The following is a 25,810-nucleotide window of genomic DNA, read 5'->3' as shown; positions in this document are numbered from 1 at the left end:
CGGTCCGTGTGAGCGTGCACACGGACCGCTTCCGGACCAACCCTCCGTCGGTCCTCAGCGCACCGGGGGGAAGCCTCCCCAGACGGACGCGGAACCGCCCGCGGACTGGGCGTCGACGCGGTAGCCGTCGTTCGCGGAACCGCGCACGCCGGTGGCGTGGTTGTACTGGCCGGCGAACTCGTGCTGCCCGGCCGGAACGGTACGGCCCGGCTTGAGGACCCAGCGGTAGACCAGTGCGCCGCCGGTCTCCTGGACGGTGACGGTGAAGTCGTCGACGGGCAGCGTCCGCCAGTTGCCGGTGTCGCGCACGTCGCCGGTCTGCGCGACGCGTAGTTCGACGGTGAGCGAGGTGAGCGGCTGGGTGGTCCTGAGGATGAGGTTGCTCTGGGCCCAGAAGACGGTGCTGTGCGGGTCGATCGACGCCTCCGACCACAGCGGGCCGTTCTGGGCCCGGCTGCTCGCCGACGGGGTCGGTCGCGGGCCGGTCGGCGTGCCGGTGGGCGGCGCGGTGGTCGCCGGTGCCGGGGCGGCGGGCGGGGGAGCAGAGTGCGTCGGCGTCGGCGTCGGTTCGACCGTCGGCGAGGGGGTCGCCGGTGCGGTGGTGACGGTGTCCGACGGCGTCGGGGTCCAGGAGCCGATGCCGGCCATGGCGAGTCCGCCGGTGGCCAGGGCACCGACGGCGGCGAGGCCGGCGAGCGCGACCTTGGGCCATGACCGCAGGCCCGACCGTGCGCGGTGACGGACGGCGGGACCGGCCGCGCCGCGCTGCACGCGGGCCAGCATTCGTGCGCGATCGGGCTGGTGGGCCTCGGCGGCCTCGCGCAGCTGCCGGGTGATGTGCTCGTTCACCGGTTCCTCCTTCCTGCGGTCAGTTCGCCGACGGCTCGTGCGCCGAGTGCTCTCTCCAGCTCGGCCATCCCCTTCGAGGTCTGGCTCTTCACCGTACCGACCGATGTGCCCAGCGCCGCGGCGGTGTCCTTCTCCGAGAGGTCGAAGGCGTGCCGCAGCACCACGCACGCCCGCTTCCGGAACGGCAGTCGGGCGAGCGCCGCCCGGACGTCCAGCACGGCGGCCACGTCCGGCCCGTCGGTCCTCTCGGGGCTGCGGGTCCAGAACAGCAGGACCCTGCGCCGTTCGCGGACCGCGCTGCGGATCCGCTCGCGGGCCATGTTGGCGACCACCCCGCGGGCGTAGGCGAGGGGGTGGTCGGCCGCGCGGAGCCGGTCCCAGCGTCGCCACAGCGCGAGCAGGGCGTCCGCGGCGAGGTCGTCGGCCGCGTCCGCCTCGCCGGTCAGGACGTACGCGAGGCGGGCGAGTTCGGCGTAGTGGCGGTCGAAGAAGTCGTGGAATTCCGCGGAGGTGTCATCGAGGAGCATGTCCCCCGGTCGCCCTCTCCCTGCAATGTGAACGTTAACAATCGGCGTGAGCGTAGCAGTGTCCGCTTCCGGGGCGACGCGGTGCCCACCCCGGAGGGGTGCGACCGGCCGTCGACGGACCGGTGTCGCGGTCAATGCCGGGCGAACTGCACGCGCGTGGGCTGGACGACGTCCGGCTTCACCGCCGTCCCGTCGACGGTCAGCTGCTCCCCGTAGACGTCGGTGACCCTGATCGCCCCACCGCACCCGCCGCCGTCGGGGGAGAGGAAGTAGTTGTAGTCGGTGCGCGACAACCGTCGCCAACCGCCGCCGGTCCGGACCTCCAGCGTGGCCACCGGGTTCCGGTGCCCGATCACCTGGATCCCGCACCACCACTGGGTGGACCCGGTCTTGTACCGGATCGACACGGTGTCCGGAGCGCTGCCGGGGCTCAGTAGCGTCCAGGTGATCGGGAGCCGGCCCACCGAGAGCTCGGCGAGCTCGGCGAAGGCCTCGTGGCTCAGGTCGAGCTGCCCGGGTGCGCAGGGCAGCGGGCACTCGTTGACGATCCGCACCGTGATGCTCGCCCCGCCGGCGGCGCGGACGAGCACGTACGCCCCGCAGGCACGGGACACCTCGTAGTCGGTGTGGTTCATCGCCGCGACCATGAGGTCGCCGGACGGGCCGAACGAGCACGCGCCGTTGCCGTCGGCGGCGTCGTAGGAGGTTGCGACGCCCGGGTAGCTGGTCCCCGGCTTGATCCGACCGGCCAGCGGCGCGGCGTACGTCACCGTGCCGGCGCCGGCGGTGGCGCCGGCGGCCGAGGCGGACGGGGTGGCGGTGGAGGCCGACGGCCGCGCCGTGGGGGTGGGCGTCGGTGTGGCCGACGGCGACGGGGTGGCGGTGGCCGCGGGGGAGGGGCTGCTTGCCGACGACGGCGACGGCGGGGGCGTGGCCTCGGTCGGGACACCGGTGCCGGGCGGAGCGCTCGTCCCGGTGGCCGCGACGGAGGCGCCGGCCGGTTGCGCGGCTTCGGTGCCGGGGCCGCCCCCGTTCCCCGGGAGCAGCGCGAGGGACAGGCACAGAAGCACCCCGATCGCCGCCAGTGCCAGCGGAATCCCCACGACGAGTCCTTGCCGTCGCCGCGCCCGCGGGTCGGCGTGCTTCGTTGCCCTCATGCCCATCCAGTTCGGTAGATCGAGTCGTTGCACCACTCAGTGGCCACCGGAGACGGAAGGGTTGCCGCCCGATCGGGAGATCTTCGACCGGCCGGACCGTGGGTCGGAGGTGGCGGGCGGACCGCCGGACCTCCGGGACGACTCGTGCGTACGGGGGGCGGCTTTCCGGAGCGGAAGGCCTCGTGCCGCTCAGGGCAACAGGATGTTAACGAGATCGGCACAAGTTGCGCCCGGAACGCGTCTTTACTCTTCCCATGGGCGTGCTTTACTCACTCTTGACGCGTCATCAGGTCGCCGGACCGGCACCGACGACGACGCGGCCCAGCGGCGTGCCGCACCCGTCGCACCCGTCGCACCCGTCGCGGACGCGCCCTTCCGCCCGGAGCACACCGTTCCGAGGCACCGCCCCGTCCATCACCCCTCCGGCCCGAGCCGCAGGGGCACGAAGGAGGCAGAACCCCCATGGATCCGCTCATCGACCGGGCCCGGGCCTTTCCGCAGCGCGCCGGCGACACCGGCCGGGAACTCACCGGCCTCGCCGCAGGCCAGGCACCCCAGGCCCTGTTCATCACCTGCTCGGACTCCCGCGTGGTGCCCGCGCTGATCACCAACGCCGACCCCGGCGACCTCTTCGAACTCCGTACCGCGGGCAACATCGTCCCCGCCTACCGGGCCGACCGCGCCTCGGGCGAGACCGCCACCATCGAGTACGCCGTCGAGGTGCTCGGTGTCCGTGACATCGTGGTCTGCGGCCACTCGCACTGCGGCGCCGTCGGAGCCGTGGTCCGCGGAGAGGACCTCAGCGTCGTTCCCGCCGTCCGGGCCTGGTTGCGCCAGGCCGACCCGGCCGAGCTCGGCGCGGACGGGGCCGACGTGTTCGACCCCACCGTCGCCGGCCCGGTGCAGCGCCACGTCCTCGCCCAGCTGGACCGGCTGCGCGGCTACCCGGCCGTGGCCCGGCGGCTGCGGGAGGGCGGGATCCGGCTGCACGGCTGGTTCTACGAGATCCACACCGGGCTGGTGCTCGCCCACCGGCCCGACGCGGGCCTCTTCCTGCCGCTGTGAAGCCCGGTGAAGCCCGGTGAAGTCACGTGAAGTCACCGTGAAGCCGCCGTGAACCTGGCTGTCCCGCCGGTGAACGCTCACAAGCGCTCACACTCCTCCCCGCCCCCGCTCCGGGGGCGCCGCCACCACCCTCCGGACCGACACCGTCCGCACCGCTACTCTCCCGAGGACCCGATGACCCGTCGTCCCGCCCTTCGGCTGAGCACTCTGCGCTCTGACCTCCCCGCTTCCGTCGTCGTCTTCCTGGTCGCGCTCCCACTGTGCGTGGGCGTCGCCGTCGCCTCCGGCGTACCGGCCGAACTCGGCCTGATCACCGGCATCGTGGGCGGCGTGCTGACCGGGCTGATGCCCGGCAGCAGCCTCCAGGTGTCCGGCCCCGCCGCCGGCCTGACCGTGCTGGTCTTCGCCGCCGTCCAGGAGCACGGTCTCGCCACCCTCGGCGTCATCACCGCCGCGGCCGGCCTGCTCCAACTCGCCATGGGCGCGGCCCGACTCGGCCGACTCTTCCGGGCGATATCCGTCTCCGTGGTCCAGGGGATGCTCGCCGGAATCGGCCTCGTCCTGATCGCCGGTCAGCTCTACGCCCTGGCCGACGCCAAGGGTCCGGGCGACGGCCTCGCCAAACTGGCCGGCCTCCCGGGCCTGGCCGCCGAGGTCGCCGGGCGCCCGCACGCCCTCGCCGCCGTCGCGATCGGCGCCGGTACGGTGGCGGTCCTGCTGCTCTGGACGCGCCTGCCCGCCCGCGTCCGGGTGGTGCCCGCACCGCTCGCCGCCGTCGCCGCCGCGACGGTCGCCACCGCTCTGTTCGACCTGCCCGTCGCCCGGGTCCGGGTGGCCGGCCTCGCCGGGGTGGTCCACCTGCCCGGCGGCTCCGACCTCGCGGCGCTCGGCAGCGTCGGTGTCCTCGGTACGGCGCTCGCGTTCGCACTGATCGCCTCGGCCGAGAGCCTGTTCAGCGCCGCGGCCGTCGACCGCCTGCACGACGGCCCGCGTACGGACTACGACCGCGAACTGCTCGCCCAGGGCGTCGGCAACACCGTCTGCGGATTGCTCGGCGCGCTCCCGATGACCGCCGTGATCGTGCGCAGCGCCGCCAATGTGCAGGCCGGTGCCCGGACCAAGGCCTCCCGGGTGCTGCACGGACTGTGGCTGCTGCTCTTCGCCGCACTGTTCCCCGCCGCGCTCTCCGCGATCCCGCTCGCGGCCCTGGCCGGCGTGCTGGTGCACGCGGGCGCCAAGCTGGTCCCGGTCCGCACGCTGCGCCCGCTCTGGCGGGCCGATCGTGGCGAGGCGGCGATCCTGACGGTCACCGCGCTGGCCGTCGTGGTGACCAACCTGCTGGAAGGCGTGCTGCTCGGCCTGCTCCTGGCGGTGCTCAAGAGCGCCTGGGACACCTCTCACCTGCACATCGCGGTCACCGATCCGGCCGACGGTGCCGTCCGGGTGACCCTGCACGGGAACGCCACCTTCCTCCGGCTGCCCCGGCTGCTGGAAACCCTGGAATCACTGGAGGAACTGCCTGCGGACCGCCCGGTCAGGCTCGACCTCTCCGGCGTGCGCCACCTCGACCACGCGTGCCGCAGCGCCCTGGAGCTGTGGCAGGAGCGCCACAACCGCAGCGGCTGCGCCGAGTTGGTCGGGCTCCCGGCCGCGGTGGGCTGAGCGGAGGCCCGGCTCCGGCCGGTGGGCGGGTCGTCCGGCGGTCCGGACGTGCCGATTCGGCAAGGGGTTGAAGAGGATGCCGGCCTACCTGCTGGTGGGGGCACACATCGTGACCTCCAGGACGGGCAGGGCCCCGGGGCCGGGGCCCGCAGGGCGCTGGTGACCGCGGAGGGGAGACGAACGGGCGGGGAACGGCACGGTGCCCACATTTCACCGTGCTGTTCCCCGCCCGCGTTCGGGGGCAGGCCGGGTCAGGAACCGGCCTTGCGCTTGTTGTAGACGTCGAAGCCGACGGCCGCGAGGAGCACCAGGCCCTTGATGACCTGCTGGTAGTCGGTGCCGACGCCGACGAGCGACATGCCGTTGTTCAGCACGCCCAGGACCAGGCCGCCGATGATCGCTCCGAGGACGGTGCCCACGCCGCCGCTGGCGGAGGCGCCGCCGATGAAGGCGGCGGCGATGGCCTCCAGTTCGAAGTTGATGCCGGCCTGCGGCGTGCCGGCGTTGAGCCGTGCCGCGAAGACCAGTCCGGCGAGCGCCGCGAGGACGCCCATGTTGGTGAAGGCGAGGAAGACGACGCGCTTGCTCTTCACCCCGGACAGCTTGGCCGCGGCCTCGTTGCCGCCGATCGCGTAGGTGTGCCGCCCGATGATCGAGTTGCGCATCAGGTAGCCGAAGCCGACCAGCAGGGCGCCGAGGATCAGCAGGACGATCGGCACACCGTGGTAGCTGGCCAGCAGCAGCGTGAACACCAGCACGGCGGCCGTGATCACGGCGAGCTTGGCCAGGAACAGCCCGAGCGGGAGCACCTCCAGCCCGTACGAGGCGGTCTGGCGCCGCCCGCGCAGCTCCTGGACGACGGCGACGGCCAGCACCGCGAGGCCCAGCAGCAGGGTGAGGTTGTGGTAGTCGGTGTGCGGGCCGACCTCCGGGAGGAAGCCGCTGCTGATGTTCTGGAAGCCCTTGGGGAACGGGGCGACCGACTGGCCCTGCAGGAGGATCTGGGTGCCGCCGCGGAAGAGCAGCATGCCCGCCAGGGTGACGATGAAGGACGGGATCCCGAGGTAGGCGATCCAGAAGCCCTGCCAGGCGCCGGCGAGGGCCCCGATCACCAGTGCCACGATCAGGGCCACCGGCCAGGGCAGGTGGTGCTTGACCATCATCACGGCGGCGGCCGCGCCGACGAAGGCCGCGAGCGATCCGACCGACAGGTCGATGTGCCCGGCGATGATGACGATCATCATGCCGATCGCCAGGATGAGGATGTAGCCGTTCTGCTGGATCAGGTTGGTGATGTTGAGCGGCTGGAGCAGGATGCCGTCCGTCCAGATCTGGAACAGCACCACGATCAGGGCCAGCGCGACCAGCATGCCGTACTGGCGCACGTTGCCGCGCAGCGCGCCGGCGAGTGCGGAGCCGATGGAGGGGCTCGGGCCGGCCTGCGGCGCCTTCGGGGACGTATCCGGGATGATCTCGGTCGGGGCCATGCCTCACACCTGCTCGTTGCTGGATGCGGTGCTCATGGTCATGAGCCGCATGAGGTTTTCCTGGGTGGCTTCGGCGCGGAGGACCTCTCCGGTGATCCGGCCTTCGGCCATGGTGTAGATCCGGTCGCACAGACCCAGGAGTTCGGGGAGTTCGGACGAGATGACGAGCACGGCCTTGCCCTGGGCTGCCAGCTCGGCGATGACGGTGTAGATCTCCGCCTTGGCGCCGACGTCGATGCCCCGGGTGGGCTCGTCGAGGATCAGCACCTCCGGTTCGGCGAAGATCCACTTGCTGAGGACGACCTTCTGCTGGTTGCCGCCGCTGAGCGTGCCGGTCCGGGTGAACACCGTCGGGGCCTTGATGTTCATGGTCCGCCGGAACGATTCGGCGACCCTGCTCTCCTCGTGCCGGTCGACCCGGCCGTACCGGGCGACCTTGCCGAGCGCGCTCAGCGAGATGTTCCGGCTGATGTCGTCGATGAGGTTCAGACCGAAGTGCTTGCGGTCCTCGGTGACGTACGCGATGCCGTGCCCGATCGCCTCCGGCACCGTCCGGGTGCGGATCTCCCGGCCGTGCAGCCGCACCCGCCCGCCGCTCCACCGCCCGTACGAGCGGCCGAAGACGCTCATCGCGAGTTCCGTGCGGCCGGCGCCCATCAGCCCGGCGATGCCGACGATCTCGCCGCGCCGCACGTTCAGCGAGGCGCCGTCCACGACGGTGCGCTGCTGGTCGATCGGGTGCCGGACGGTCCAGTCCTCGACCTCGAAGGCGACCTCACCGATCTCGGGAGTGCGCTCGGGATAGCGGTGTTCCAGGTCCCGGCCGACCATGCCGCGGATGATCCGGTCCTCGGAGATGCCCTCCGGACCGATCGCGATGGTCTCGATGGTCCGTCCGTCGCGCAGGATGGTCACGGAGTCGGCGACCCGGGCGATCTCGTTCAGCTTGTGCGAGATGATGATGCAGGAGATCCCCTGCGCCTTGAGTTCGAGGATCAGGTCGAGCAGCTTGCGGCTGTCCTCGTCGTTCAGCGCGGCGGTCGGCTCGTCCAGGATGAGCAGCTTGACCTTCTTGGCGAGCGCCTTGGCGATCTCGACCAGCTGCTGCTTGCCCACGCCGAGGTCCGCGACCCGGGTGTGCGGGCTCTCGTCCAGGCCGACCTGGCGCAGCAGTTCGGCGGCGTGGGTGAGCGTGCGGTGCCAGCTGATGATGCCCCGGGTGGCGTGCTCGTTGCCCAGGAAGACGTTCTCGGCGACGGACAGGTACGGCACCAGGGCCAGTTCCTGATGGATGATGACGATGCCGCGCTGCTCGCTGGCCCGGATGTCCCTGAACCGGCAGGGCTCGCCCTCGAAGAGGATCTCGCCCTCGTAACTGCCGTGCGGGTAGACGCCGCTGAGCACCTTCATCAGGGTGGACTTGCCGGCGCCGTTCTCACCGCAGATGGCGTGCACCTCACCGGCGCCGACGCTCAGGTTGACCTCGGAGAGCGCCTTGACGCCGGGGAACGACTTGCTGATCGACCGCATTTCGAGAACCGGTCCAGCCATGGTGTGCTTCCGTATCGTTCGGGGTGGTGCGGTGGGGGAGGAGGCCCCGGGCTCGGTGAGCCCGGGTTCCGCACCGCCGGTGTCGGCGCGGGGCCCGTCGACCGGGCCCCGCGGGCTACTTGAGCTGGTCCGCGGTGTACTGACCGCCGTCGACCAGGACCTTCTGGTAGTTGTCCTTGTCGACGCTGACCGGCTGGAGCAGCTGGGCCGGAACGGTCTTCGCGCCGTTGTTGTACTGGGTGGTGTCGTTGACCTCGGGCTTGCCGCCGGTCAGCAGGGCGTCGCCCATCCGGACGGCGGCCTTGGCGAGCTGCCGGGTGTCCTTGTAGACGGTCTGGGTCTGCTCGCCCGCGATGATCGACTTCACCGAGGCCAGCTCGCCGTCCTGGCCCGTGACGACGGGCAGGGACTTGGCGGTGCCGTAGCCGACGGCCTTCAGCGAGGAGAGGATGCCGATCGAGATGCCGTCGTACGGCGACAGCACGGCGTCGACGTGGGCGCCGGTGTAGGCCTTGCTCAGCAGGTTGTCCATCCGGGACTGGGCGAGAGCGCCGTCCCAGCGCAGCGTGGCGACCTGGTTGAACTCGGTCTGGCCGCTCTGCACGACCAGCTTCTTCTGGTCGATGTACGGCTTGAGGACGCTCATCGCGCCGTTGAAGAAGAAGGTGGCGTTGTTGTCGTCCGGGGAGCCGGCGAACAGCTCGACGTTGAACGGGCCCTTGCCGTCCTTGAGGCCGAGCTTGTCGGCGATGTAGCTGCCCTGGAGGACGCCGACCTTGTAGTTGTCGAAGGTCGCGTAGTAGTCGACGTTCTGGGTGCCCCGGATCAGCCGGTCGTAGGAGATGACCGGGATGTGCGCGTCGGCGGCCTTCTGCAGCACGTTGGTGAGGGAGGAGCCGTCGATGGCGGCGATCACCAGCAGCTTTGCGCCCTTGGTGATCATGTTCTCCACCTGGGAGACCTGGTTCTCGACCACGTTGTCGCCGTACTGCAGGTCGGTCTTGTAGCCCTTGGACTGGAACTCCTTGACCATGTTGGTGCCGTCGTTGATCCAGCGTTCCGACGACTTGGTCGGCATCGCGATGCCCACGAGGCCGCCCTTGGTGTCGCCCTTGGCCGTACCGTCGCCGGCACCGTTGGCGCTCTGACCGCAGGCCGCCAGCGAGAGCGTCAGGCCCACCGCGACGAGGCCCGCTGAAAGCTTCCGCACAAGTTCCTCCAGTGATGATGTTCCGCGACCGGCACGGAGCGATCCCGATCGGGCGACCGGGAGCGGTCGGGCGGGGCCGGCCGGAGCGGTTCCCGGTGCTGTGGAAGGCGGGTTGCGGTAGCTCTGGCCTGGCGTGACATGAAGTGTTAACGCTAACAACGGCGCCGTCAAGGGGTGCGGGATCACCGTTGGATCCCAGTGTTCCGTCGGCTGGTCCGGAGGCCGTCCGCCCGCCGGAGGGGTGAATGTCCCGCAATGCTCCGGATGAACGGATGGTGGATTGCGAGGGAATGTCGAGTTCGACAACCGGGGTGATCGATTCGTCGTGCGGTGGCCCGGGCGTTCGTGCTGTCGGATCCGGGCGGGGTCGGTCGCCGGTCGCGGTGGGCCCACCGGGGCTGCGCGTCCGGCGCCGTACAACGGATCCGTGTGGCGGAATGCCGAAGTACGTCCGCCGAGGAGGAAGTTCGGCGGACGTTCGGGGCGGCGTCGATTTTCGGGGAAGAAGGGGAGCCCTTCCGGTCGCCGCCGGGGGAGGGGAGGGCGGCTGCCGCCTCTTCGCTCGACGGGGGACGGCGGGAAGAGGCGGGCGGGAGGCCGGAAGGGCCCCGGATTCCGGCCCGGCGGCCTGCCGTGGCGGGCTGCTCGGGATCATTCCGTGGAGGCCGGAGGCCGCTTCCACGGCGGCTTTCGGCAGTGACGGTACCAGGCCGGCGCGATGCTTGTTAACGCTAACATCGCCGAGGAATCCCTCCAGGGCCCGACGTTCCGGGCGCGGGGTACCGGCCCTGAGGGCGCCGGTACTGCCCGGTGTGGAGCCCCCGCCCGCACCGCGCTCCGGCGGGAACCGTGCGGAGGGTCGTCGGCCGCGTCTCGGGAGGCGAATCGGCGCGGCTCTCCGGTGCGGCCGGGTCTCCTGGAGCGCGAAGCGGAGCCCCACCCGTGCCGGGGTGCGTGACGCCGAAGGCTGCGTGGCGAGCTCCCGGCCCGGTGGCGATTCGGCTGCGCTGAGTGCCGAACCGCTCACTGCTCGGTGCCGCCGTGCGGCCGACGGGGAAGCGATCTCGGCGATCACCGCCACGGCGTGACCATGAGCGTTAACTTGGCAATGTTGGCGCATGTGAGCAGCCCGCGTTGCTGGTATGAAGAGAAACCGCTGGTTGAACCGAGGGTGACGGATCGGCCCGGACCAGGTCGCGTACTGTGGTCCGAAGCCGAGGAGGGAACTGCGAGTGGGAACCGATAGCGCCGGGGCGGAATCGCGTCAGCCCGTGATGGCGGACGTGGCGAAACTGGCGGGGGTGTCCCACCAGACGGTGTCCCGGGTGCTCAACGGCGCCCCGCACGTGCGGCCCGACACCCGGGACCGGGTGCTGGCAGCAATACGGGAGCTGGACTATCGGCCCAACTCCGCCGCCCGCGCGCTGGTGACCCGACGCTCGCAGACCCTCGGGGTGGTCAGCTTCGACTCGACCCTGTACGGCCCCGCGTCGATGCTGGACGGCATCGAGCAGGCCGCGCGCAGCGCCGGGTACTTCGTCAGCGTGACCAGTCTGCGCTCCCTTGACGGCCGTTCGGTCCAGGAGGCCGTCGACCGGCTGCGCGACCAGGGGGTGGAGGGCGTCGTCGTGATCGCGCCGCAGACCTCCGCCGTCAGTGCGGTGGCCCGGCTCTCCAGCTCCGTGCCGCTCGTCGCGGTCGGTTCGGGCAATCAGACCCAGGTGCCGATGGTGTCGGTGGGCAACCATTACGGCGCCGGAGAAGCCACCGGGCACCTGCTCGACCTGGGCCACCGCACGGTGCACCACCTCGCCGGGCCGGCCAACTGGCTGGAGAGCCAGGACCGGGAGGAGGGGTGGCGGTCGACGCTGCAGGCGGCCGGAGCCCCCGTGCCCGAGGTGGAGCGCGGCGACTGGAGTGCCCGCTCGGGCTACCAGGCGGGGCTGCGGATCGCCGAACTGCCTGATGTCACCGCCGTGTTCTGCGCGAACGACCACATGGCCCTCGGTCTGCTGCGGGCCCTGCACGAGGCCGGCCGGTCGGTCCCGGGCGACATCAGCGTGGTCGGCTTCGACGACATCCCGGAGGCCGCCTACTTCATCCCGCCGCTGACCACCGTGCGGCAGGACTTCGGCGAACTCGGCCGGCGCGCTCTGGAACTGCTCGTGGGGGAGCTGGAGGGTGCCACGCCTTCGCCGACCCATCTGCGGATCTCCCCGGAGCTGGTGCTGCGGCGCAGCACGGGCCCGGCCGTGAGGCGCTGAACCGGTTACCGGTGACGGTGACCGTCGCCGGTTCGGCACCGGCATCGGCAGCGGCGGTCGCTACCGGTGACCGATCCGCGGTGTCTTCGCCTCGATCGTCCGTATTCCGTGGTTCCTGCCGTGAACCTGCCTTGACAGTACGATTGTTAGCGCTAACACTACATGTGAGCGTTAACAATGACGCTCCTTCCCGCTCCGTCGGCCGGGTCGCCGCCATCCCGCTTCTGTGCGCCCCGGCCGACGGTCACCCGTTCCGCCCTTCGATGAGGGAGAGGTGGCGGAACGAAGCCTGTCGCCGGTGCGCAACCACCCTGCCCCGGTTGAGGACCGCACCGGCGACAGGCACCAACGCACGCCTCCCGTACGAAGGATGAGAACGTGACCGTGATCCCTGCCGCCCCCGACCCGGACCGGTACGTCGTCGGTGTCGACTTCGGCACCCTCTCCGGCCGCGCCGTGGTCGTCCGGGTGCGGGACGGCGAGGAACTGGGCACCGCCGTCCACGACTACCCGCACGCCGTCATCGAACGCGAACTGCCCGGCACCGGAGCGGTGTTGCCGCCCGACTGGGCGCTCCAGCACCCGGCGGACTGGCGCGAGGTGCTGCGCACCGCCGTCCCCGCCGCGCTCGCCGCCGCCGGCGTCGACCCCGCCCACGTGATCGGCATCGCCACCGACTTCACCGCCTGCACCGTCCTGCCGGTGCTCGCCGACGGCACCCCGCTGGCCGAGACGGACGCCTGGGCGTCCCGCCCGCACGCCTGGCCCAAGCTCTGGAAGCACCACGCCGCCCAGCCCCAGGCCGACCGGATCAACGCGCTGGCCCACGCCCGCGCCGAGAAGTGGATCTCCCGCTACGGCGGCCGGATCTCCGCCGAGTGGCAGTACGCCAAGGCCCTCCAGGTGCTGGAGGAGGACCGGGCCGTCTACGCCGCGACCGCCCGCTGGATCGAGGCCGCCGACTGGATCGTCTGGCAGCTCACCGGCGCCGAGAGCCGCAACACCTGCACGGCCGGCTACAAGGGCATCCACCAGGACGGGAGCTACCCCGGCGAGGAGTACCTCGCGGCGCTCCACCCGGACTTCGCCGACTTCGCCCGCACCCGCCTGGAGCACCCGCTCTCCCCGCTCGGCTCCCGGGTCGGCGGGCTCACCGCGCAGGCCGCGGAGTGGACCGGCCTGCCCGAGGGCACCGCGGTCGCCGCCGGCAACGTCGACGCCCACGTGGCCGCACCGGCCGCCCGGGCCGTCGACGACGGCCGGCTCCTCGCCATCATGGGCACGTCCACCTGCCACGTCGTCAACGGCGCGACGCTCGCCGACGTCCCCGGCATCTGCGGCGTGGTCCAGGACGGCATCGTCACCGGCTCCTTCGGCTACGAGGCCGGCCAGAGCGCCGTCGGCGACATCTTCGCCTGGTGGCTGCGCCAGGGCGTGCCCGCCGACTACCTGGCCGAGGCCGAGGCGAACGGCGAGGACCTGCACCGGCTGCTCACCCGCAAGGCCGCCGACCAGCCCGTCGGCGCGCACGGACTGGTGGCGCTCGACTGGATGAACGGCAACCGCTCCACCCTGGTCGACCACCACCTGTCCGGGGTGATCGTCGGTCTCACCCTGGCGACCCGTCCCGAGGAGATCTACCGGGCCCTGCTGGAGGCCACCGCCTTCGGCACCCGCGTCATCGTCGAGGCCCTGGAACGGGGCGGCGTCCCCGTCACCGAGTTCATCGTCACCGGCGGCCTCAAGAAGAACGCCCTGCTGATGCAGATCTACGCCGACGTGCTGCGCCGCCCGGTCTCGGTCGCGGAGTCCGAGCAGGGGCCGGCCCTCGGCTCCGCCATCCATGCCGCCGTCGCCGCCGGAGCCTACCCGGACGTACGGACCGCGGCCGCCGCCATGGGCCGGGTGCACCGGGACGCCTACCGGCCGCGGCAGGCCGCCGCCGACACCTACGACCGGCTCTTCGCCGAGTACCGCGCGCTGCACGACCACTTCGGCCGGGGCGCCGACAACCTCCTGCACCGCCTGCGTGACATCCGGAACGCCGCCCTCACCACCCCGAGCGAGGCATTGTGAACGCGACCATCGACGCCATCCGCCGCGAGGTCAGCGACCTCCACCAGGAACTCGTCCGCTACGGCCTCGTCGTGTGGACGGCGGGCAACGTGTCCGCCCGCGTCCCGGGCGAGGACCTGCTCGTCATCAAGCCGAGCGGGGTCTCCTACGACGAGCTGACGCCGCAGAACATGATCGTCTGTGACCTGGACGGCAACGTCGTCGAGGGTGACCACGCACCCTCCTCCGACACCGCCGCGCACGCCTACGTCTACCGCCACGTGCCCGAGGTCGGCGGCGTGGTGCACACCCACTCCACCTACGCCAGCGCCTGGGCGGCGCGCGGCGAGGCCGTGCCCTGCGTCCTCACCGCGATGGCCGACGAGTTCGGCGCCGAGATCCCGGTGGGCCCCTTCGCCCTGATCGGCGACGACTCGATCGGCCGGGGCATCGTGGACACCCTCAAGGGCCACCGCTCGCCCGCCGTCCTGATGCAGAACCACGGTGTCTTCACCATCGGCAAGGACGCCGAGGCGGCAGTCAAGGCCGCCGTGATGTGCGAGGACGTGGCCCGCACCGTCCACCTCTCCCGTCAGCTGGGCGAACCGCTGCCGATCGCCCAGGCGGACATCGACAGTCTCAACTTCCGCTACCAGAACGTCTACGGCCAGCCCCAGGGCCGGTGAGGAGCCACCCCATGACCAAGCCACTCGAAGGCCGCGAGGTCTGGTTCCTGACCGGCAGCCAGGGCCTGTACGGCGAGGAGACGCTGCGGCAGGTCGCCGAGCAGTCCCAGCGGATCGCCGCAGCCCTCGACCGGGACGCCGCCGCACCGGTCGAGATCGTCTGGAAGCCCGTCCTCACCGACGCGAGCGCCATCCGCCGGGTCTGCCTGGAGGCCAACTCCGCGGACGACTGCATCGGCCTGATCGCCTGGATGCACACCTTCTCCCCGGCCAAGATGTGGATCGCGGGACTCGACGCCCTGCGCAAGCCGCTGCTGCACCTCCACACCCAGGCCAACGTCGAACTCCCCTGGGGCTCCATCGACATGGACTTCATGAACCTGAACCAGGCCGCCCACGGCGACCGCGAGTTCGGCTTCATCCAGTCCCGCCTCGGAGTGGCCCGCAAGACCGTCGCCGGGCACGTCAGCGACCCGACGGTGGCCGCCCGGATCGCCACCTGGTCCCGTGCCGCGGCCGGCCGCGCCGAACTGAGCGGCCTCAAGCTCGCCCGCTTCGGCGACAACATGCGCGACGTGGCCGTCACCGAGGGGGACAAGGTCGAGGCGCAGCTGCGCTTCGGCGTCTCCGTCAACACCTACGGCGTCAACGACCTGGTCGCCGCGGTGGACGCGGCGGAGGACGCCGACGTCACCACGCTGGCCAAGGAGTACGAGGACAGCTACCGCCTCGTGCCCGAACTGCGGGCCGGCGGGGAGCGCCACGATTCGCTGCGCTACGCCGCGCGCATCGAGCTCGGCCTGCGCGGCTTCCTGGAGCAGGGCGGCTTCAAGGCCTTCACCACCAACTTCGAGGACCTCGGCGGGCTGCGCCAGCTGCCCGGCCTGGCGGTGCAGCGGCTGATGGCCGACGGGTACGGCTTCGGCGGCGAGGGCGACTGGAAGACCGCCACCCTGCTGCGCACCCTCAAGGTGGCTTCCACCGGGCTGGCCGGAGGCACCTCCTTCATGGAGGACTACACCTACCACCTGGAGTTCGGCAGCGAGCTGATCCTCGGCGCGCACATGCTGGAGGTCTGCCCGAGCATCGCCGCCGACACCCCCTCGTGCGAGATCCACCCGCTCGGCATCGGCGGGCGGGAGGACCCGGTCCGCCTGGTGTTCGACGCCGAGCCCGGCCCGGCCGTGGTGGTCGGCCTCGCCGACCTGGGCGACCGCTTCCGGCTGGTCGCCAACGAGGTCGACGTGGTCCCCTCGCCGGAGCCGCTGCCCAACCTGCCCGTCGCCCGTGCCGTCTGGAGGCCGCGCCCGGACCTGCAGACCTCCGCCGAGGCCTGGCTGACCGCCGGAGCCCCGCACCACACCGTGCTCTCCGGCGCGCTCGGCACCGAGGAGCTCGACGACCTCGCCGAGATGCTCGGCGTCGAACTCCTGGTGATCGACGACGACACCACGATGCGCCGCTTCACCAAGGAACTGCGCTGGAACCAGGCCTACCACCGGCTGGCCCAAGGGCTGTGACCTTCGCAGTCCCCTGCGCGACGACGCCCGCCCACCCGGCGGGCGTCACCCCTTTCCCCGAACCCTGCTCCGCAGTCCCGTGCAGCCCCTCACCGCACCCCTCCGAACGGAGAGCAGCCCGTGCCCAGAGACGTCCTCGTCTCCCCCGGTGACCTGATGGTGACCCAGGAGGTCGCCGCGGCCGTGCCGGACGGCCGGCGTATCACCCGCTGGACGTTCGGCTCCCGGGCCGGGGTGACGGCCGAGGTGCTCAGCCTGGGCGCCCGCCTCCAGGCCCTGAACGCGCCCGACCGTGCCGGGCGGAAGGCCAATGTGGTCCTCGCCGGCGGCAGTGTGAAGGACCTGCTCGGCCAGGCGTCGTACCTCGGCGCGACCGTCGGCCGCTACGCCAACCGGATCGCCCGCGGCGTGCTGCGACTCGGCGACGTGATGTACCGGCTGGACACCCAGCTCACCGGACACACCCTGCACGGAGGCCCGGACGGCTTCGCCACCCGCCTCTGGGACGGCGTTCCGGTCCGGGCGGACCGGCAGGTCGGCGTCCGCTTCCGCCTGCGCAGCCCCGCCGGGGACCAGGGGTTCCCGGGAACCGTCACCGCCGAGGTGACGTACCTGCTCGATTCCGACGGCGAGCTCTCGATCACCTACCAGGCCGCCACGGACGCCCCGACGGTCGTCAACCTCACCAATCACGCCTACTTCAACCTGGCCGGCGAGGGCGGCGGGACGGTGCTCGACCACCTGCTGCGCGTCGAGGCCGCCGGGTACCTCCCGGTGGACGGGGACCTGATCCCGCTCGGCCCGGTCGAGCCGGTCGCCGGCACGCCGTTCGACCTCCGCCGCGCCCGCAGGATCGCTGGGTGCGTCACCGCGGAGCACCCCCAGCTCCGGGCGGCCGGTGGCGGGTTCGACCACAACTGGGTGCTCGACGGCTGCGGGTTCCGGCGGGCCGCCGTGCTGAGCCACCCGGCGAGCGGCCGGCAGGTCGAGTGCCTGACCACGGAGCCGGGCCTCCAGGTCTACACCGGCAACCACTTCGACGGCTCGCTGATCGGCCGCTCCGGCCGCCGGTACACCGCGTACGCGGGCATCGCGCTGGAGGCCCAGCACTTCCCGGACTCGCCCAACCGGCCCGACTACCCCTCCACCCTCCTCCGCCCGGGCGAGAAGTACCGGTCGAGGACGGTCTACCGCTTCTCGGCGGAATAGCGGCGGAGCAGTAGCCGCCGAGAGTGAAGCGGAGGGGTGGTGGGCCCGGCGGGGCCCGCCACCCCTCCACGTCGCCCGTGCGCGCGGGGCCTCGCCCTTCCCTCCCTCCGCCTTCGCCTGTGACGGGGGAGCGACTCCTGCCGCACGACGGCGGAGCCGGGCCGTGCTGTCCGCACGGCCCGGCTCGGTCCTCCCGGGATCGGTCAGCGGGCGCCGAGGAGGTGTTCGAGGGCCAGCTGGTCCAGCTGCTCGAAGGCCATGCCGCGCCGGGCGGCGGCGTCGACGTCGAACTCCTCGAAGGCGGAGCGGTCCGCGAGCAGCCCGGCCAGGCCGTCCCCGGCCGTGGGGAGGGCGAGTTCGGGCAGCCGGGAGGCGGTGAGCGCGGCCTGGACCTCCGGGTCGGCCCGGAAGGCGCGGGAGCGCTCGGCCAGCAGCAGGTAGTTGCGCATGCAGCCGGCCGCAGAGGCCCAGACGCCGTCGAAGTCCTCGGTGCGCGGCGGCTTGAAGTCGAAGTGCCGCGGGCCGTCGTACCCGGCCGACTCCAGCAGGTCGACCAGCCAGAAGGCCTGGCGGAGGTCGCCCGCGCCGAAGCGGAGGTCCTGGTCGAACTTGATGCCGGACTGGCCGTTGAGGTCGATGTGGAACAGCTTGCCGTGCCACAGTGCCTGGGCGATGCCGTGCGGGAAGTTGAGCCCGGCCATCTGCTCGTGGCCGACCTCGGGGTTGAGGCCGACCCGGTCGGGCCGCTCCAGCGCGTTGATGAACGCCAGGGCGTGGCCGACGGTGGGCAGCAGGATGTCGCCGCGCGGCTCGTTGGGCTTGGGCTCGATCGCGAAGCGCAGGTCGTAGCCCTGCTGTTCGACGTACTCGCCCAGCAGGTCGAAGGCCTCCTTCAGCCGGTCGAGCGCGGTGCGCACGTCCTTGGCCGCGCCGGACTCGGCACCCTCGCGCCCGCCCCAGGCGACGTAGACCGAGGCGCCGAGCTCGGCCGCCAGGTCGATGTTGCGGATCGTCTTGCGCAGCGCGTAGCGCCGTACGTCGCGGTCGTTGGCGGTGAAGGCGCCGTCCTTGAAGAGCGGGTGGGTGAACAGGTTGGTGGTCGCCATCGGGACGGTCAGCCCGGCGTCGTCCAGCGCGGCGCGGAAGCGCTTGACGGTCTGCTCACGGCTGGCCTCGCCCGCTCCGAAGGGGATCAGGTCGTCGTCGTGGAAGGTGACGCCGTAGGCGCCGAGGCCGGCCAGCCGCTGCACGCTCTCGACCGGGTCGAGGGCCGGGCGGGTCGCGTCGCCGAAGGGGTCGCGCCCCTGCCAGCCGACGGTCCACAGGCCGAAGGTGAACTTGTGCGCGGGGGTGGGGGTGAGCGTGTCGCTGGACATGGAGCGGCTCCGGATTCCGTGCCGAAAGGGTGTTTGTCAGGGCTCTCAACAAATTAGTATGCCGTGACGCCAGAAGGAACCCCACCGGAGGAACGCGTGCCCGAGCAGCGTGTCGTGATCGGCTTCGACAGCTCCACCCAGTCCACCAAGGCGCTCGCCGTCGACATCGACACCGGCGCCGTCCTGGGCCGGGGCCGCGCCCCGCACACGGTCAGCACGGGCGCCGGGCGCGAGAGCGACCCCGAGCAGTGGTGGGGCGCACTCGGGGAGGCCGCGGCGGCGACCGGCTGGTCGGACCGCGCCGCCGCCGTCTCGATCGCCGGCCAGCAGCACGGTCTGGTCACCCTGGACGCTGCCGGAGCGCCGGTCCGCCCGGCGCTGCTCTGGAACGACGTCCGGTCCGCGCCCCAGGCCCGCGCGCTGACGGCCGCGATCGGCGCCGCGGAACTCGCCCGCCGCACCGGCAGCGTGCCCACCGCGGCCTTCACCGCCCCCACGTGGGCCTGGCTGCGCGCCCACGAGCCCGCCGCCGCCGACCGGGTCGCGGCCGTCCGGCTGCCCCACGACTTCCTGACCGAGCGGCTGACCGGAGCGGCCGCCACCGACCGCGGCGACGCCTCGGGAACCGGCTGGTGGGGACCGGACGGCTACGACCTGGACGTCCTCGCCCGGATCGGGCTCGACCCCGGCCTGCTGCCGGAGGTCCTGCCCCCGGGCGCCCGCGCCGGCGTCGTGCGCGCCGGCACGCCGCTGCGCGAAGGCGCCCCGGTGGCCACCGGCACCGGCGACAACATGGCCGCGGCCCTCGGCCTAGGCCTGCTCCCCGGCCAACCGGTGCTCAGCCTCGGCACCTCCGGCACCGTCTACGCCGTGGGCCGGACCAGGCCCACCGACCCGAGCGGCACCGTGGCCGGCTTCGCCGACGCCCTCGGCGGCTGGCTGCCACTGGCCTGCACCCTCAACTGCACCCTCGCCGTCGACCGCTTCGCCGCCCTGCTCGGACGCGGCCGCGACGAGGTCGAGGACGGTGGCACCGCGGTCGTCCTTCCCTACCTGGACGGCGAACGGACACCGAACCTCCCGGGTGCCTCCGGCCTGATCCACGGGCTGCGCCACGACACCACCCGCGGCCAGCTGCTGCAGGCCGCCTACGACGGCGCCGCCCACGCCCTGCTCGCCGCCCTGGACGGGGTGCTGCGCGCGGGCGGAGCGGACCCGGCGGGCGGCGCGCCGCTGCTGCTGATCGGCGGCGGCGCCCGCGGAAAGGCCTGGCAGCAGACCGTCCTGCGGCTCTCGGGCCGCGCGGTCCAGGTGCCGGACGCACCGGAACCGGTCGCGCTCGGCGCCGCCGCCCAGGCCGCCGCGCTGCTCACCGGCGAGCCCGCCGACGCCGTCGCCCGCCGCTGGAGGACGGCGCGGGGCCCGGTGCTGGACCCGGTGAAGCGGGACGACGAGGCACTCGAACGGATCAGCGATACCCTGCGTCGGGCCGGAGACCTGCAGGGCGCTCCGGCCGACGATCGCTAGGGGGGCGGCGCGTGACCGTGGTCGGCAAGGCGAAGAGCATTCCGGGGAACGGGCCCGCGTCGCAACAGGACATGCGACGGCGGAACCTCTCGGTCGTCCTCGGTGCGGTCGCCGCGCACGGCTCGCTGCCCCGCCCGCTCTCCCGCGCGGACGTCGCCGGACGCGTCGGCCTGACCCGGGCGGCCGTCTCGTCGCTGGTCGACGAGCTGATCGGGCGGGGTGCGCTGACCGAGGCGGAGACCTCGCCCGACGGCAGGGTCGGTCGCCCCGGACGCGCGCTGTCGGTGACCGACGAGGGCCCCGCCGGCCTCGGCCTGGAGATCGGCGTCAACCACCTCGGCGCGTGCGTGGTGGACCTGCGCGGCGAGCCCCGGGTGTGGCTCCGGGTGGAAGGCGTCAACGCGGGCCGGCCGGCCGGGCGGGTCCTGGCGGAGGCCGCCGCGCTGGCAGCCGAGGCGCAGGCGGAGGCCGCCGGCCTCGGCCTGCGGGTCGAGGGCCGCGTCCTGGCCGTGCCCGGGGTGGTGCCGAACGGGCCCGGCGGACTGGTCGAGCGCGCGCCCAACCTCGGCTGGCACGGCGTCCGGCTCGCCGACCACTGGCCCGACCCGGACACCGTGCCCGAACCGGAGAACGAGGCCAACCTCGGGGCGCTGGCCGAACACTGGACCGCCGAGCAGGCCGTGGACACCTTCGTCCACGTCTCCGCCGAGACCGGGATCGGCGCCGCCCTGGTCATCGACGGGCGGCTGTTCCGGGGCGCCCGCGGCTTCGCCGGCGAACTCGGCCACATCCCCGTCCGGCCCGACGGCGTGGAGTGCGCCTGCGGTGCCCGCGGCTGCCTGGAGCAGTACGCGGGCGAGGCGGCCGTGCTGCGCGAGGCCGGCCTCGTACGGCCCGGCGGTGCCCGCGGCGAGGCCGCCGGTGCCGCCGGGGCCGGAGCGGCCCCGGCGGGCGACCCGATCGCCCTGCTGGCCGAGCGCGCGGCCGCCGGGCACGCGCCCACCCTGGCGGCGCTGGACCGCGCCGGGCAGGCGCTGGGCCTCGCCCTCGCCTCGGCCGTCGAGCTCATCGATCCGGACGGACTGGTCCTCGGCGGCGCCTACGCCGAACTCGCCGACTGGCTGATCCCGTCCGTGCGCGCCGAGTTGGCCGCCCGGGTCACCGTGCGGCCGTGGGCCCCGGAGGCGCTGCGCCCGTCCGCGCTGGGGCGGCGCGGTCCGCTGCTGGGCGCGGCGCTGACCACGGTCCGCCGCATCATGGCGGACCCGACCCTGCTGCCGGTGGGCTGACCGGGGGACGGAGCCCGGAGTCCCGGGCGCCGGGCCCCGGGCGGGTCAGTCGTGCTCGACCACCACCATGGCGTGCCCGTCCGCGGTGGTGACCCGTACGTGGACGTACTCGCCGTCGTGCTCCCGGGCCGGCTCCCACACCACGGGGAGTCCGGCCGCGGCACCGGCCGCCGAGTAGTCGTGGACGACGTCGAGGAGTTCGGCCATCCGCGCCTGCCAGACGATGTTGACCGGCAGGCCCTCCAGCTCGGCGAGCAGCCGGCCGTAGTCCTCGCACTCCAGGAGGTGGAACAGCTCGGACCCGCTGCGCCAGATGGTCCAGGAGCTCACGCCGGCCGCCCTGATGGCGTCGGTGAGTTCGGCGGGAACCTCGCGGTGCGCGGCCTCGTACTCCTCGATCCGGTCCGCACGGACGCGGGTGTGCAGGGCGATCCTCATGGCTGCTCCGCAGGCTCGGGGTCGGTGGTGCCGACGGTGGCGCCGGTGGTGCCGGCCGTCGTGTGGAGGGTGCCGCCGGTGGTGTCGGTGGTGTCGGTGGTGTCGACGACGATGACGTGCAGGGTCCGCGGCCCGTGGACGCCCTCGACCCGGTCGAGTTCGATGTCGCTGGTCGCCGACGGGCCGGAGACGAACGTCAGCGGCCGCCGAGGGTCGAGGCGCGCGAGCGCCGCGGGGACGTCGTCGACGATCTGCTCGGCGCGGACGACGCACAGGTGGTAGTCCGGGACGAGGGTGAGCGCGCGCCTGCCCTGGCCCGGCCCGGTGTCCAGGGCGATGGTGCCGGTGACGGCGATGCCGACGGCCGCGAGCGTGACGGCGCCGTCGAGGGCGTCCAGGGCGGAGACGTCCAGGGGCTCACGGTGCCACTCCCACCCCCCGGACGGCAGGGCGTCGTCCGGGAAGCCGGCGGGCACCGCCAGCCGCCCGGCACCGCGCGCGGTGAGGGCGGTGGCGATCGCCCCGGGCAGTCCGGCCGGTCCGGTCCGGGTGACCGTGGCGCGGTAGTCGGCGACGCGTTCGGCGAACAGGGCCACGAGGTCCTGCCCGGGGGCGGTGTGGCCGCGCCGGTAGGAGCGGGGTACGGGCAGGTCGTCCGGGCCCTCGTCGGCGGGGACGTCGGCGAGGGCGGCGCGGATGCGGGCGAGGACGGTCTCACGGCTGCTCATCGATCGCTCTCCCTGTTCTTGCGCCACCACGCGCGGAAGGACTCGGCGGGCGGCGCGGGGGTGTCGCGGCTGTCGGACCAGCCGTGCAGCGGTCCGGGCAGCCGGCCGATCCGCCCGCCCCGGGCGAGGGCCCGGCCGCCGAGCGAGGCCGCCTTCTGGGCGGCGGTGAACAGCGCGGGGGAGTCGAGGACGGTGGCGGCGGCCTTCATCGCCAGGGACTCCGCCGATCGTCCCCCGGCCTCGACCACTCGGGCCCGCAGGTGGACCAGCAGCTTCGGGATGTCGATCTTCACCGGGCAGGCGTCGTAGCAGGCCCCGCACAGGGTGGAGGCGAACGGAAGCGTGGCGGCGCTGCTCTTCGTGTCACTGCCGACGCCGACGAGCTGTGGGGTGAGGACGGCGCCGATCGGTCCGGGGTAGACCGAGCCGTAGGCGTGGCCGCCGGTGCGTTCGTACACCGGGCAGACGTTGAGGCAGGCGGAGCAGCGGATGCAGGCGAGGGCCTGGCGGCCGACGGTGTCGGCGAGGGTGTCGGTGCGGCCGTTGTCGAGCAGGACGAGGTGGAAGTCCTGGGGCCCGTCGCCGTCGGTCACCCCGGTCCAGGCGGAGGTGTAGGGGTTCATCCGCTCGCCGGTGGAGGAGCGGGGCAGCAGTTGGAGGAACACCTCCAGGTCGGCCCAGGTGGGGAGGACCTTCTCGATGCCCATGACGGTGATCAGGGTCTGCGGAAGGGTGAGGCACATCCTCCCGTTGCCCTCGGACTCGACGACCATGACCGTTCCGGTGTCGGCGACGGCGAAGTTGGCGCCGGACACGGCCACCTTGGCGGTGAGGAACTTCTCCCGCAGGTGCAGCCGGGCCGCCTCGGCCAGTGCCTTGGGGTCGTCGCTGAGGCCGTCGGGTGCGGGGCGGCCCCAGTGGCCCATCTCGGCGGCGAACAGGTCGCGGATCTCGGTGCGGTTGCGGTGGATCGCGGGGACCAGGATGTGGGAGGGGCGGTCGTCGCCGAGCTGGACGATCAGTTCGGCGAGGTCGGTCTCGTACGCGGTGATGCCGGCTTCGGCCAGGTGCTCGTTGAGGCCGATCTCCTGGGTGGCCATCGACTTGACCTTGACCACCTCACGCTCGCCGGTGGCTCGGACCAGCTCGGTGACGATCCGGTTGGCCTCCGCCGCGTCCGCCGCCCAGTGCACGGTTCCGCCGGCGGCGGTGACCGTCTCCTCCAGCCGCAGCAGATGGTGGTCGAGGTGGCGCAGGGTCCGGGTCTTGACGGCGTCGGCGGCGGCGCGCAGCTCCTCCCAGTCGTCCAGCTCGGAGGCCGCGGCGAGGCGCTTGTCGCGGATGACGGTCGTCGCCCGCTTCAGGTTGGCCCGCAGCCGGGCGTTCCCGAGGGCTTCCCGGGCGGCGTCCGGGAAGGACGGCGAGCCCAGCCACACCACGCCGCGGTCTCCCGGCGTGGTCGCGGGCACCTTTCCGGTCACGGGCGTCCCCCTTCGGTCGTGGCCAGGATCTCGGCCAGGTGCATGGTCCGCACCGGGGCGGCCTGCCGGGACAGGCCGCCACCGATGTGCATCAGGCAGGAGTTGTCGACCGTGCACAGGACGTCGGCCCCGGTCTCCAGGACGGCGTCGACCTTGTCGAGGAGCATCGCGCCGGAGGTCGCGGCGTTCTTGACGGCGAAGGTGCCGCCGAAGCCGCAGCACGAGCCGGCGGCCGGGAGCTCGACCAGGTCGAGGCCCTCCACCGCGCGCAGCAGCCGCTGCGGCCGGTCGCCGAGGCGCAGCCCGCGCAGCGAGTGGCAGGTCGGATGGTAGGTGACCCGGTGCGGGAAGCGCGCACCGACGTCCGTGACGCCGAGGACGTCGGTCAGGAACTCGGTGAACTCGTGGACCCGGGGCGCCAGTTCGGCGACCTGTCGACGCAGCTCCGGGGGGCTGTACTCGTCGGCGAGGGCGGGGTGGTGCTCCCGGACCAGCCCGGCGCAGGACGCGGACGGCGTGACGACCGCGTCGTACTCGCCGAAGGCGCGCGCGAACCGGGCGACCAGCGGGACGGCGTCCGTGCGGTAGCCGGTGTTGACGTGCATCTGCCCGCAGCAGGTCTGGTCCTGCGGGAACTCCACGGTGTGGCCGAGCCGTTCGAGGACGCTCACCACGGCCCGGCCGGTGCCGGGGAACAGGGTGTCGTTGAAGCAGGTGATGAACAGCGCGACGCGCATCAGGGTGCCTCCTGCGGGGTCGGGACGTCCGGTGGGAGCAGACCGCGGTCCTTCAGCTCCGCCCACAGCTCGTCGGGGACCGGGTGCCGGAGCATGGCGGCGGCGTCCCGGGCCTCGTCGGCGTTGCGGGTACCGACCAGCACGCTCACCACGGCGGGGTGCCCGAACGGGAAGCGCAGCGCAGCGGCGCGCAGCGGCACCCCGTGCTTCTCGCAGACGGCCCTGAGGTCCAGCGCGCGGGCGATCAGCTCCGCGGGTGCGGCGGCGTAGTCGAAGGTGGCCCCGGGGCGGGGGTCGGCGAGCAGGCCGGAGTTGAAGACGCCGCCGATGACGACGCCGACGCCGCGTTCGGCGGCCAGCGGCAGCAGCTCGGTGAGTCCGCGCTGGTCGAGCAGGCTGTAGCGGCCCGCCAGCAGGACGGCGTCGAGGTCGGTCTCGCGGACGAAGCGGGTGAGGAGCTCGGCCTGGTTCATCCCGACGCCGATCGCGCCCACCATGCCCTCGGCGCGCAGCCGGGCCAGTTCCGGGTACGCCTCGGCGAGTGCCGGCTCCGCGTGGTCGTCCGGGTCGTGCAGGTAGACGACGTCGATCCGGTCCAGGCCGAGGCGCTCCAGGCTGTCCTCGATCGAGCGGCGGACGCCCGCGGCGCTGAAGTCCCAGACCCGGTGCCGGGTGGCGGGGACGGCGAAGCCGTGGGCGAGGTCGTCGCCCGCCGGTTCCGGTGACGGGCGCAGCAGTCGGCCGACCTTGGTGGACAGGACGTACTGGTCCCTGGGCCGGCCGCGCAGGGCGCGGCCGAGCCGCCGCTCGGACAGGCCCAGGCCGTAGTGCGGGGCGGTGTCGAAGTACCGTACGCCGGACTCCCAGGCGGCGGCGACGGCCTGCTCGGCGTCGGCGTCGGTCACCGGGGTGAAGAGGTTGCCGATGCCCGCCGCGCCGAAGGCGAGCTCGCCGACCGCGACGTCGCTGTGCCCGAGGGTCCGGCGGGGCAC

At 73.0% G+C, this 25,810-nt stretch carries 20 protein-coding genes and 1 pseudogene; 9 read left to right on the top strand and 12 right to left on the bottom strand.

Going from position 1 to position 25,810, the window contains the following annotated elements:
- Positions 1-54: 54 nt before the first annotated feature.
- The 3 genes from ACZ7KX_RS32480 to ACZ7KX_RS32470 all read right to left on the bottom strand — a co-directional run bounded on the left by ACZ7KX_RS32480 (position 55) and on the right by ACZ7KX_RS32470 (position 2,533).
- The gene (locus ACZ7KX_RS32480; RefSeq protein WP_470329580.1) at positions 55-849 is read right to left on the bottom strand and encodes a hypothetical protein; all 795 of its coding nucleotides are present in this window, start codon (positions 847-849) and stop codon (positions 55-57) included.
- Positions 846-1,376: a SigE family RNA polymerase sigma factor gene (locus tag ACZ7KX_RS32475; protein WP_470329579.1), complete on the bottom strand. Its 531-nt coding sequence runs from the start codon at positions 1,374-1,376 to the stop codon at positions 846-848. The genes ACZ7KX_RS32480 and ACZ7KX_RS32475 overlap by 4 nt, the downstream gene beginning before the upstream one ends.
- Before the next feature lie 131 nt (positions 1,377-1,507).
- Positions 1,508-2,533 (bottom strand): expansin EXLX1 family cellulose-binding protein, encoded by a 1,026-nt coding sequence (locus tag ACZ7KX_RS32470; RefSeq protein ID WP_470329578.1) that lies wholly within the window; start codon positions 2,531-2,533, stop codon positions 1,508-1,510.
- 462 nt (positions 2,534-2,995) lie between these two features.
- On the opposite strand from ACZ7KX_RS32470, the gene ACZ7KX_RS32465 reads away from it, so the two are divergent.
- Both ACZ7KX_RS32465 and ACZ7KX_RS32460 read left to right on the top strand, forming a co-directional pair.
- Complete coding sequence (locus tag ACZ7KX_RS32465; RefSeq protein WP_402802973.1) at positions 2,996-3,598, top strand: carbonic anhydrase; 603 nt, start codon at positions 2,996-2,998, stop codon at positions 3,596-3,598.
- Between the two features lie 174 nt (positions 3,599-3,772).
- Positions 3,773-5,260 carry a SulP family inorganic anion transporter gene (locus ACZ7KX_RS32460; protein ID WP_470329577.1) on the top strand — a complete coding sequence of 496 codons (1,488 nt, stop codon included), beginning with the start codon at positions 3,773-3,775 and terminating at the stop codon, positions 5,258-5,260.
- Positions 5,261-5,511: 251 nt separating this feature from the next.
- Here ACZ7KX_RS32460 and mmsB read toward each other — a convergent pair whose 3' ends face one another.
- From mmsB to chvE, 3 genes are all read right to left on the bottom strand, one after another.
- A complete protein-coding gene (mmsB, locus tag ACZ7KX_RS32455) occupies positions 5,512-6,747 on the bottom strand; it encodes a multiple monosaccharide ABC transporter permease (RefSeq protein ID WP_470329576.1) in 1,236 nt (411 codons plus the stop codon).
- A gap of 3 nt (positions 6,748-6,750) precedes the next feature.
- Positions 6,751-8,298 (bottom strand): multiple monosaccharide ABC transporter ATP-binding protein, encoded by a 1,548-nt coding sequence (gene mmsA / locus ACZ7KX_RS32450; RefSeq protein WP_470329575.1) that lies wholly within the window; start codon positions 8,296-8,298, stop codon positions 6,751-6,753.
- 115 nt (positions 8,299-8,413) lie between these two features.
- Complete coding sequence (gene chvE, locus ACZ7KX_RS32445; RefSeq protein ID WP_470329574.1) at positions 8,414-9,508, bottom strand: multiple monosaccharide ABC transporter substrate-binding protein; 1,095 nt, start codon at positions 9,506-9,508, stop codon at positions 8,414-8,416.
- Positions 9,509-10,782: 1,274 nt separating this feature from the next.
- Between chvE and ACZ7KX_RS32440 the strand changes: the two genes are divergently transcribed.
- The 5 genes from ACZ7KX_RS32440 (at position 10,783) to ACZ7KX_RS32420 (ending at position 17,242) form a co-directional block, all read left to right on the top strand.
- A complete protein-coding gene (locus ACZ7KX_RS32440) occupies positions 10,783-11,772 on the top strand; it encodes a LacI family DNA-binding transcriptional regulator (protein WP_470329626.1) in 990 nt (329 codons plus the stop codon).
- Between the two features lie 378 nt (positions 11,773-12,150).
- A complete protein-coding gene (locus ACZ7KX_RS32435; protein ID WP_470329573.1) occupies positions 12,151-13,848 on the top strand; it encodes a ribulokinase in 1,698 nt (565 codons plus the stop codon).
- Positions 13,845-14,513 carry an L-ribulose-5-phosphate 4-epimerase gene (locus ACZ7KX_RS32430; protein WP_470329572.1) on the top strand — a complete coding sequence of 223 codons (669 nt, stop codon included), beginning with the start codon at positions 13,845-13,847 and terminating at the stop codon, positions 14,511-14,513. Before ACZ7KX_RS32435 ends, ACZ7KX_RS32430 begins: the two co-directional genes overlap by 4 nt.
- Positions 14,514-14,524: 11 nt before the next feature.
- The gene (gene araA / locus ACZ7KX_RS32425) at positions 14,525-16,033 is read left to right on the top strand and encodes an L-arabinose isomerase (protein ID WP_470329571.1); all 1,509 of its coding nucleotides are present in this window, start codon (positions 14,525-14,527) and stop codon (positions 16,031-16,033) included.
- Positions 16,034-16,153: 120 nt separating this feature from the next.
- Positions 16,154-17,242, top strand: coding sequence for an aldose epimerase family protein (locus ACZ7KX_RS32420; protein WP_470329570.1), 1,089 nt, complete (start codon positions 16,154-16,156; stop codon positions 17,240-17,242).
- A 203-nt stretch (positions 17,243-17,445) separates the two neighbouring features.
- On the opposite strand, the gene xylA is transcribed toward ACZ7KX_RS32420, so the two are convergent.
- Positions 17,446-18,618, bottom strand: a complete 1,173-nt coding sequence (gene xylA / locus ACZ7KX_RS32415; protein WP_470329569.1) for a xylose isomerase — start codon at positions 18,616-18,618, stop codon at positions 17,446-17,448.
- A 96-nt stretch (positions 18,619-18,714) separates the two neighbouring features.
- Between xylA and xylB the strand changes: the two genes are divergently transcribed.
- Positions 18,715-20,145 (top strand): xylulokinase, encoded by a 1,431-nt coding sequence (gene xylB, locus ACZ7KX_RS32410; protein WP_470329568.1) that lies wholly within the window; start codon positions 18,715-18,717, stop codon positions 20,143-20,145.
- Positions 20,146-20,216: 71 nt separating this feature from the next.
- Complete coding sequence (locus ACZ7KX_RS32405; RefSeq protein WP_470329567.1) at positions 20,217-21,434, top strand: ROK family transcriptional regulator; 1,218 nt, start codon at positions 20,217-20,219, stop codon at positions 21,432-21,434.
- Positions 21,435-21,566: 132 nt separating this feature from the next.
- Here ACZ7KX_RS32405 and ACZ7KX_RS32400 read toward each other — a convergent pair.
- The 5 genes and pseudogenes from ACZ7KX_RS32400 to ACZ7KX_RS32380 all read right to left on the bottom strand — a co-directional run.
- Positions 21,567-21,872 (bottom strand): annotated as a pseudogene (locus ACZ7KX_RS32400) (L-rhamnose mutarotase); the annotation flags it as partial.
- Positions 21,869-22,600 carry a LutC/YkgG family protein gene (locus ACZ7KX_RS32395; protein ID WP_470329566.1) on the bottom strand — a complete coding sequence of 244 codons (732 nt, stop codon included), beginning with the start codon at positions 22,598-22,600 and terminating at the stop codon, positions 21,869-21,871. The gene ACZ7KX_RS32395 and the pseudogene ACZ7KX_RS32400, both read right to left, overlap by 4 nt.
- Positions 22,597-24,081 (bottom strand): LutB/LldF family L-lactate oxidation iron-sulfur protein, encoded by a 1,485-nt coding sequence (locus tag ACZ7KX_RS32390; RefSeq protein WP_470329565.1) that lies wholly within the window; start codon positions 24,079-24,081, stop codon positions 22,597-22,599. Before ACZ7KX_RS32390 ends, ACZ7KX_RS32395 begins: the two co-directional genes overlap by 4 nt.
- The gene (locus tag ACZ7KX_RS32385) at positions 24,078-24,818 is read right to left on the bottom strand and encodes a (Fe-S)-binding protein (RefSeq protein ID WP_470329564.1); all 741 of its coding nucleotides are present in this window, start codon (positions 24,816-24,818) and stop codon (positions 24,078-24,080) included. Before ACZ7KX_RS32385 ends, ACZ7KX_RS32390 begins: the two co-directional genes overlap by 4 nt.
- Positions 24,818-25,810 carry an aldo/keto reductase gene (locus ACZ7KX_RS32380; RefSeq protein ID WP_470329625.1) on the bottom strand — a complete coding sequence of 331 codons (993 nt, stop codon included), beginning with the start codon at positions 25,808-25,810 and terminating at the stop codon, positions 24,818-24,820. The genes ACZ7KX_RS32385 and ACZ7KX_RS32380 overlap by 1 nt, the downstream gene beginning before the upstream one ends.

It is taken from the genome of Kitasatospora sp. NPDC038210, assembly GCF_055600605.1.
This window is presented reverse-complemented; position numbering and strand designations above follow the sequence as displayed.

What these genes read in the sequence shown, in the direction of transcription:
- ACZ7KX_RS32475 (WP_470329579.1), bottom strand. Translation starts at nt 1,376, where the DNA reads ATGCTCCTCGATGACACCTCCGCGGAATTCCACGACTTCTTCGACCGC.
- ACZ7KX_RS32470 (WP_470329578.1), bottom strand. Translation starts at nt 2,533, where the DNA reads ATGAGGGCAACGAAGCACGCCGACCCGCGGGCGCGGCGACGGCAAGGA.
- ACZ7KX_RS32465 (WP_402802973.1), top strand. Translation starts at nt 2,996, where the DNA reads ATGGATCCGCTCATCGACCGGGCCCGGGCCTTTCCGCAGCGCGCCGGC.
- ACZ7KX_RS32460 (WP_470329577.1), top strand. Translation starts at nt 3,773, where the DNA reads ATGACCCGTCGTCCCGCCCTTCGGCTGAGCACTCTGCGCTCTGACCTC.
- mmsB (WP_470329576.1), bottom strand. Translation starts at nt 6,747, where the DNA reads ATGGCCCCGACCGAGATCATCCCGGATACGTCCCCGAAGGCGCCGCAG.
- mmsA (WP_470329575.1), bottom strand. Translation starts at nt 8,298, where the DNA reads ATGGCTGGACCGGTTCTCGAAATGCGGTCGATCAGCAAGTCGTTCCCC.
- ACZ7KX_RS32440 (WP_470329626.1), top strand. Translation starts at nt 10,783, where the DNA reads ATGGCGGACGTGGCGAAACTGGCGGGGGTGTCCCACCAGACGGTGTCC.
- araA (WP_470329571.1), top strand. Translation starts at nt 14,525, where the DNA reads ATGACCAAGCCACTCGAAGGCCGCGAGGTCTGGTTCCTGACCGGCAGC.
- xylA (WP_470329569.1), bottom strand. Translation starts at nt 18,618, where the DNA reads ATGTCCAGCGACACGCTCACCCCCACCCCCGCGCACAAGTTCACCTTC.
- ACZ7KX_RS32405 (WP_470329567.1), top strand. Translation starts at nt 20,217, where the DNA reads ATGCGACGGCGGAACCTCTCGGTCGTCCTCGGTGCGGTCGCCGCGCAC.
- ACZ7KX_RS32395 (WP_470329566.1), bottom strand. Translation starts at nt 22,600, where the DNA reads ATGAGCAGCCGTGAGACCGTCCTCGCCCGCATCCGCGCCGCCCTCGCC.
- ACZ7KX_RS32385 (WP_470329564.1), bottom strand. Translation starts at nt 24,818, where the DNA reads ATGCGCGTCGCGCTGTTCATCACCTGCTTCAACGACACCCTGTTCCCC.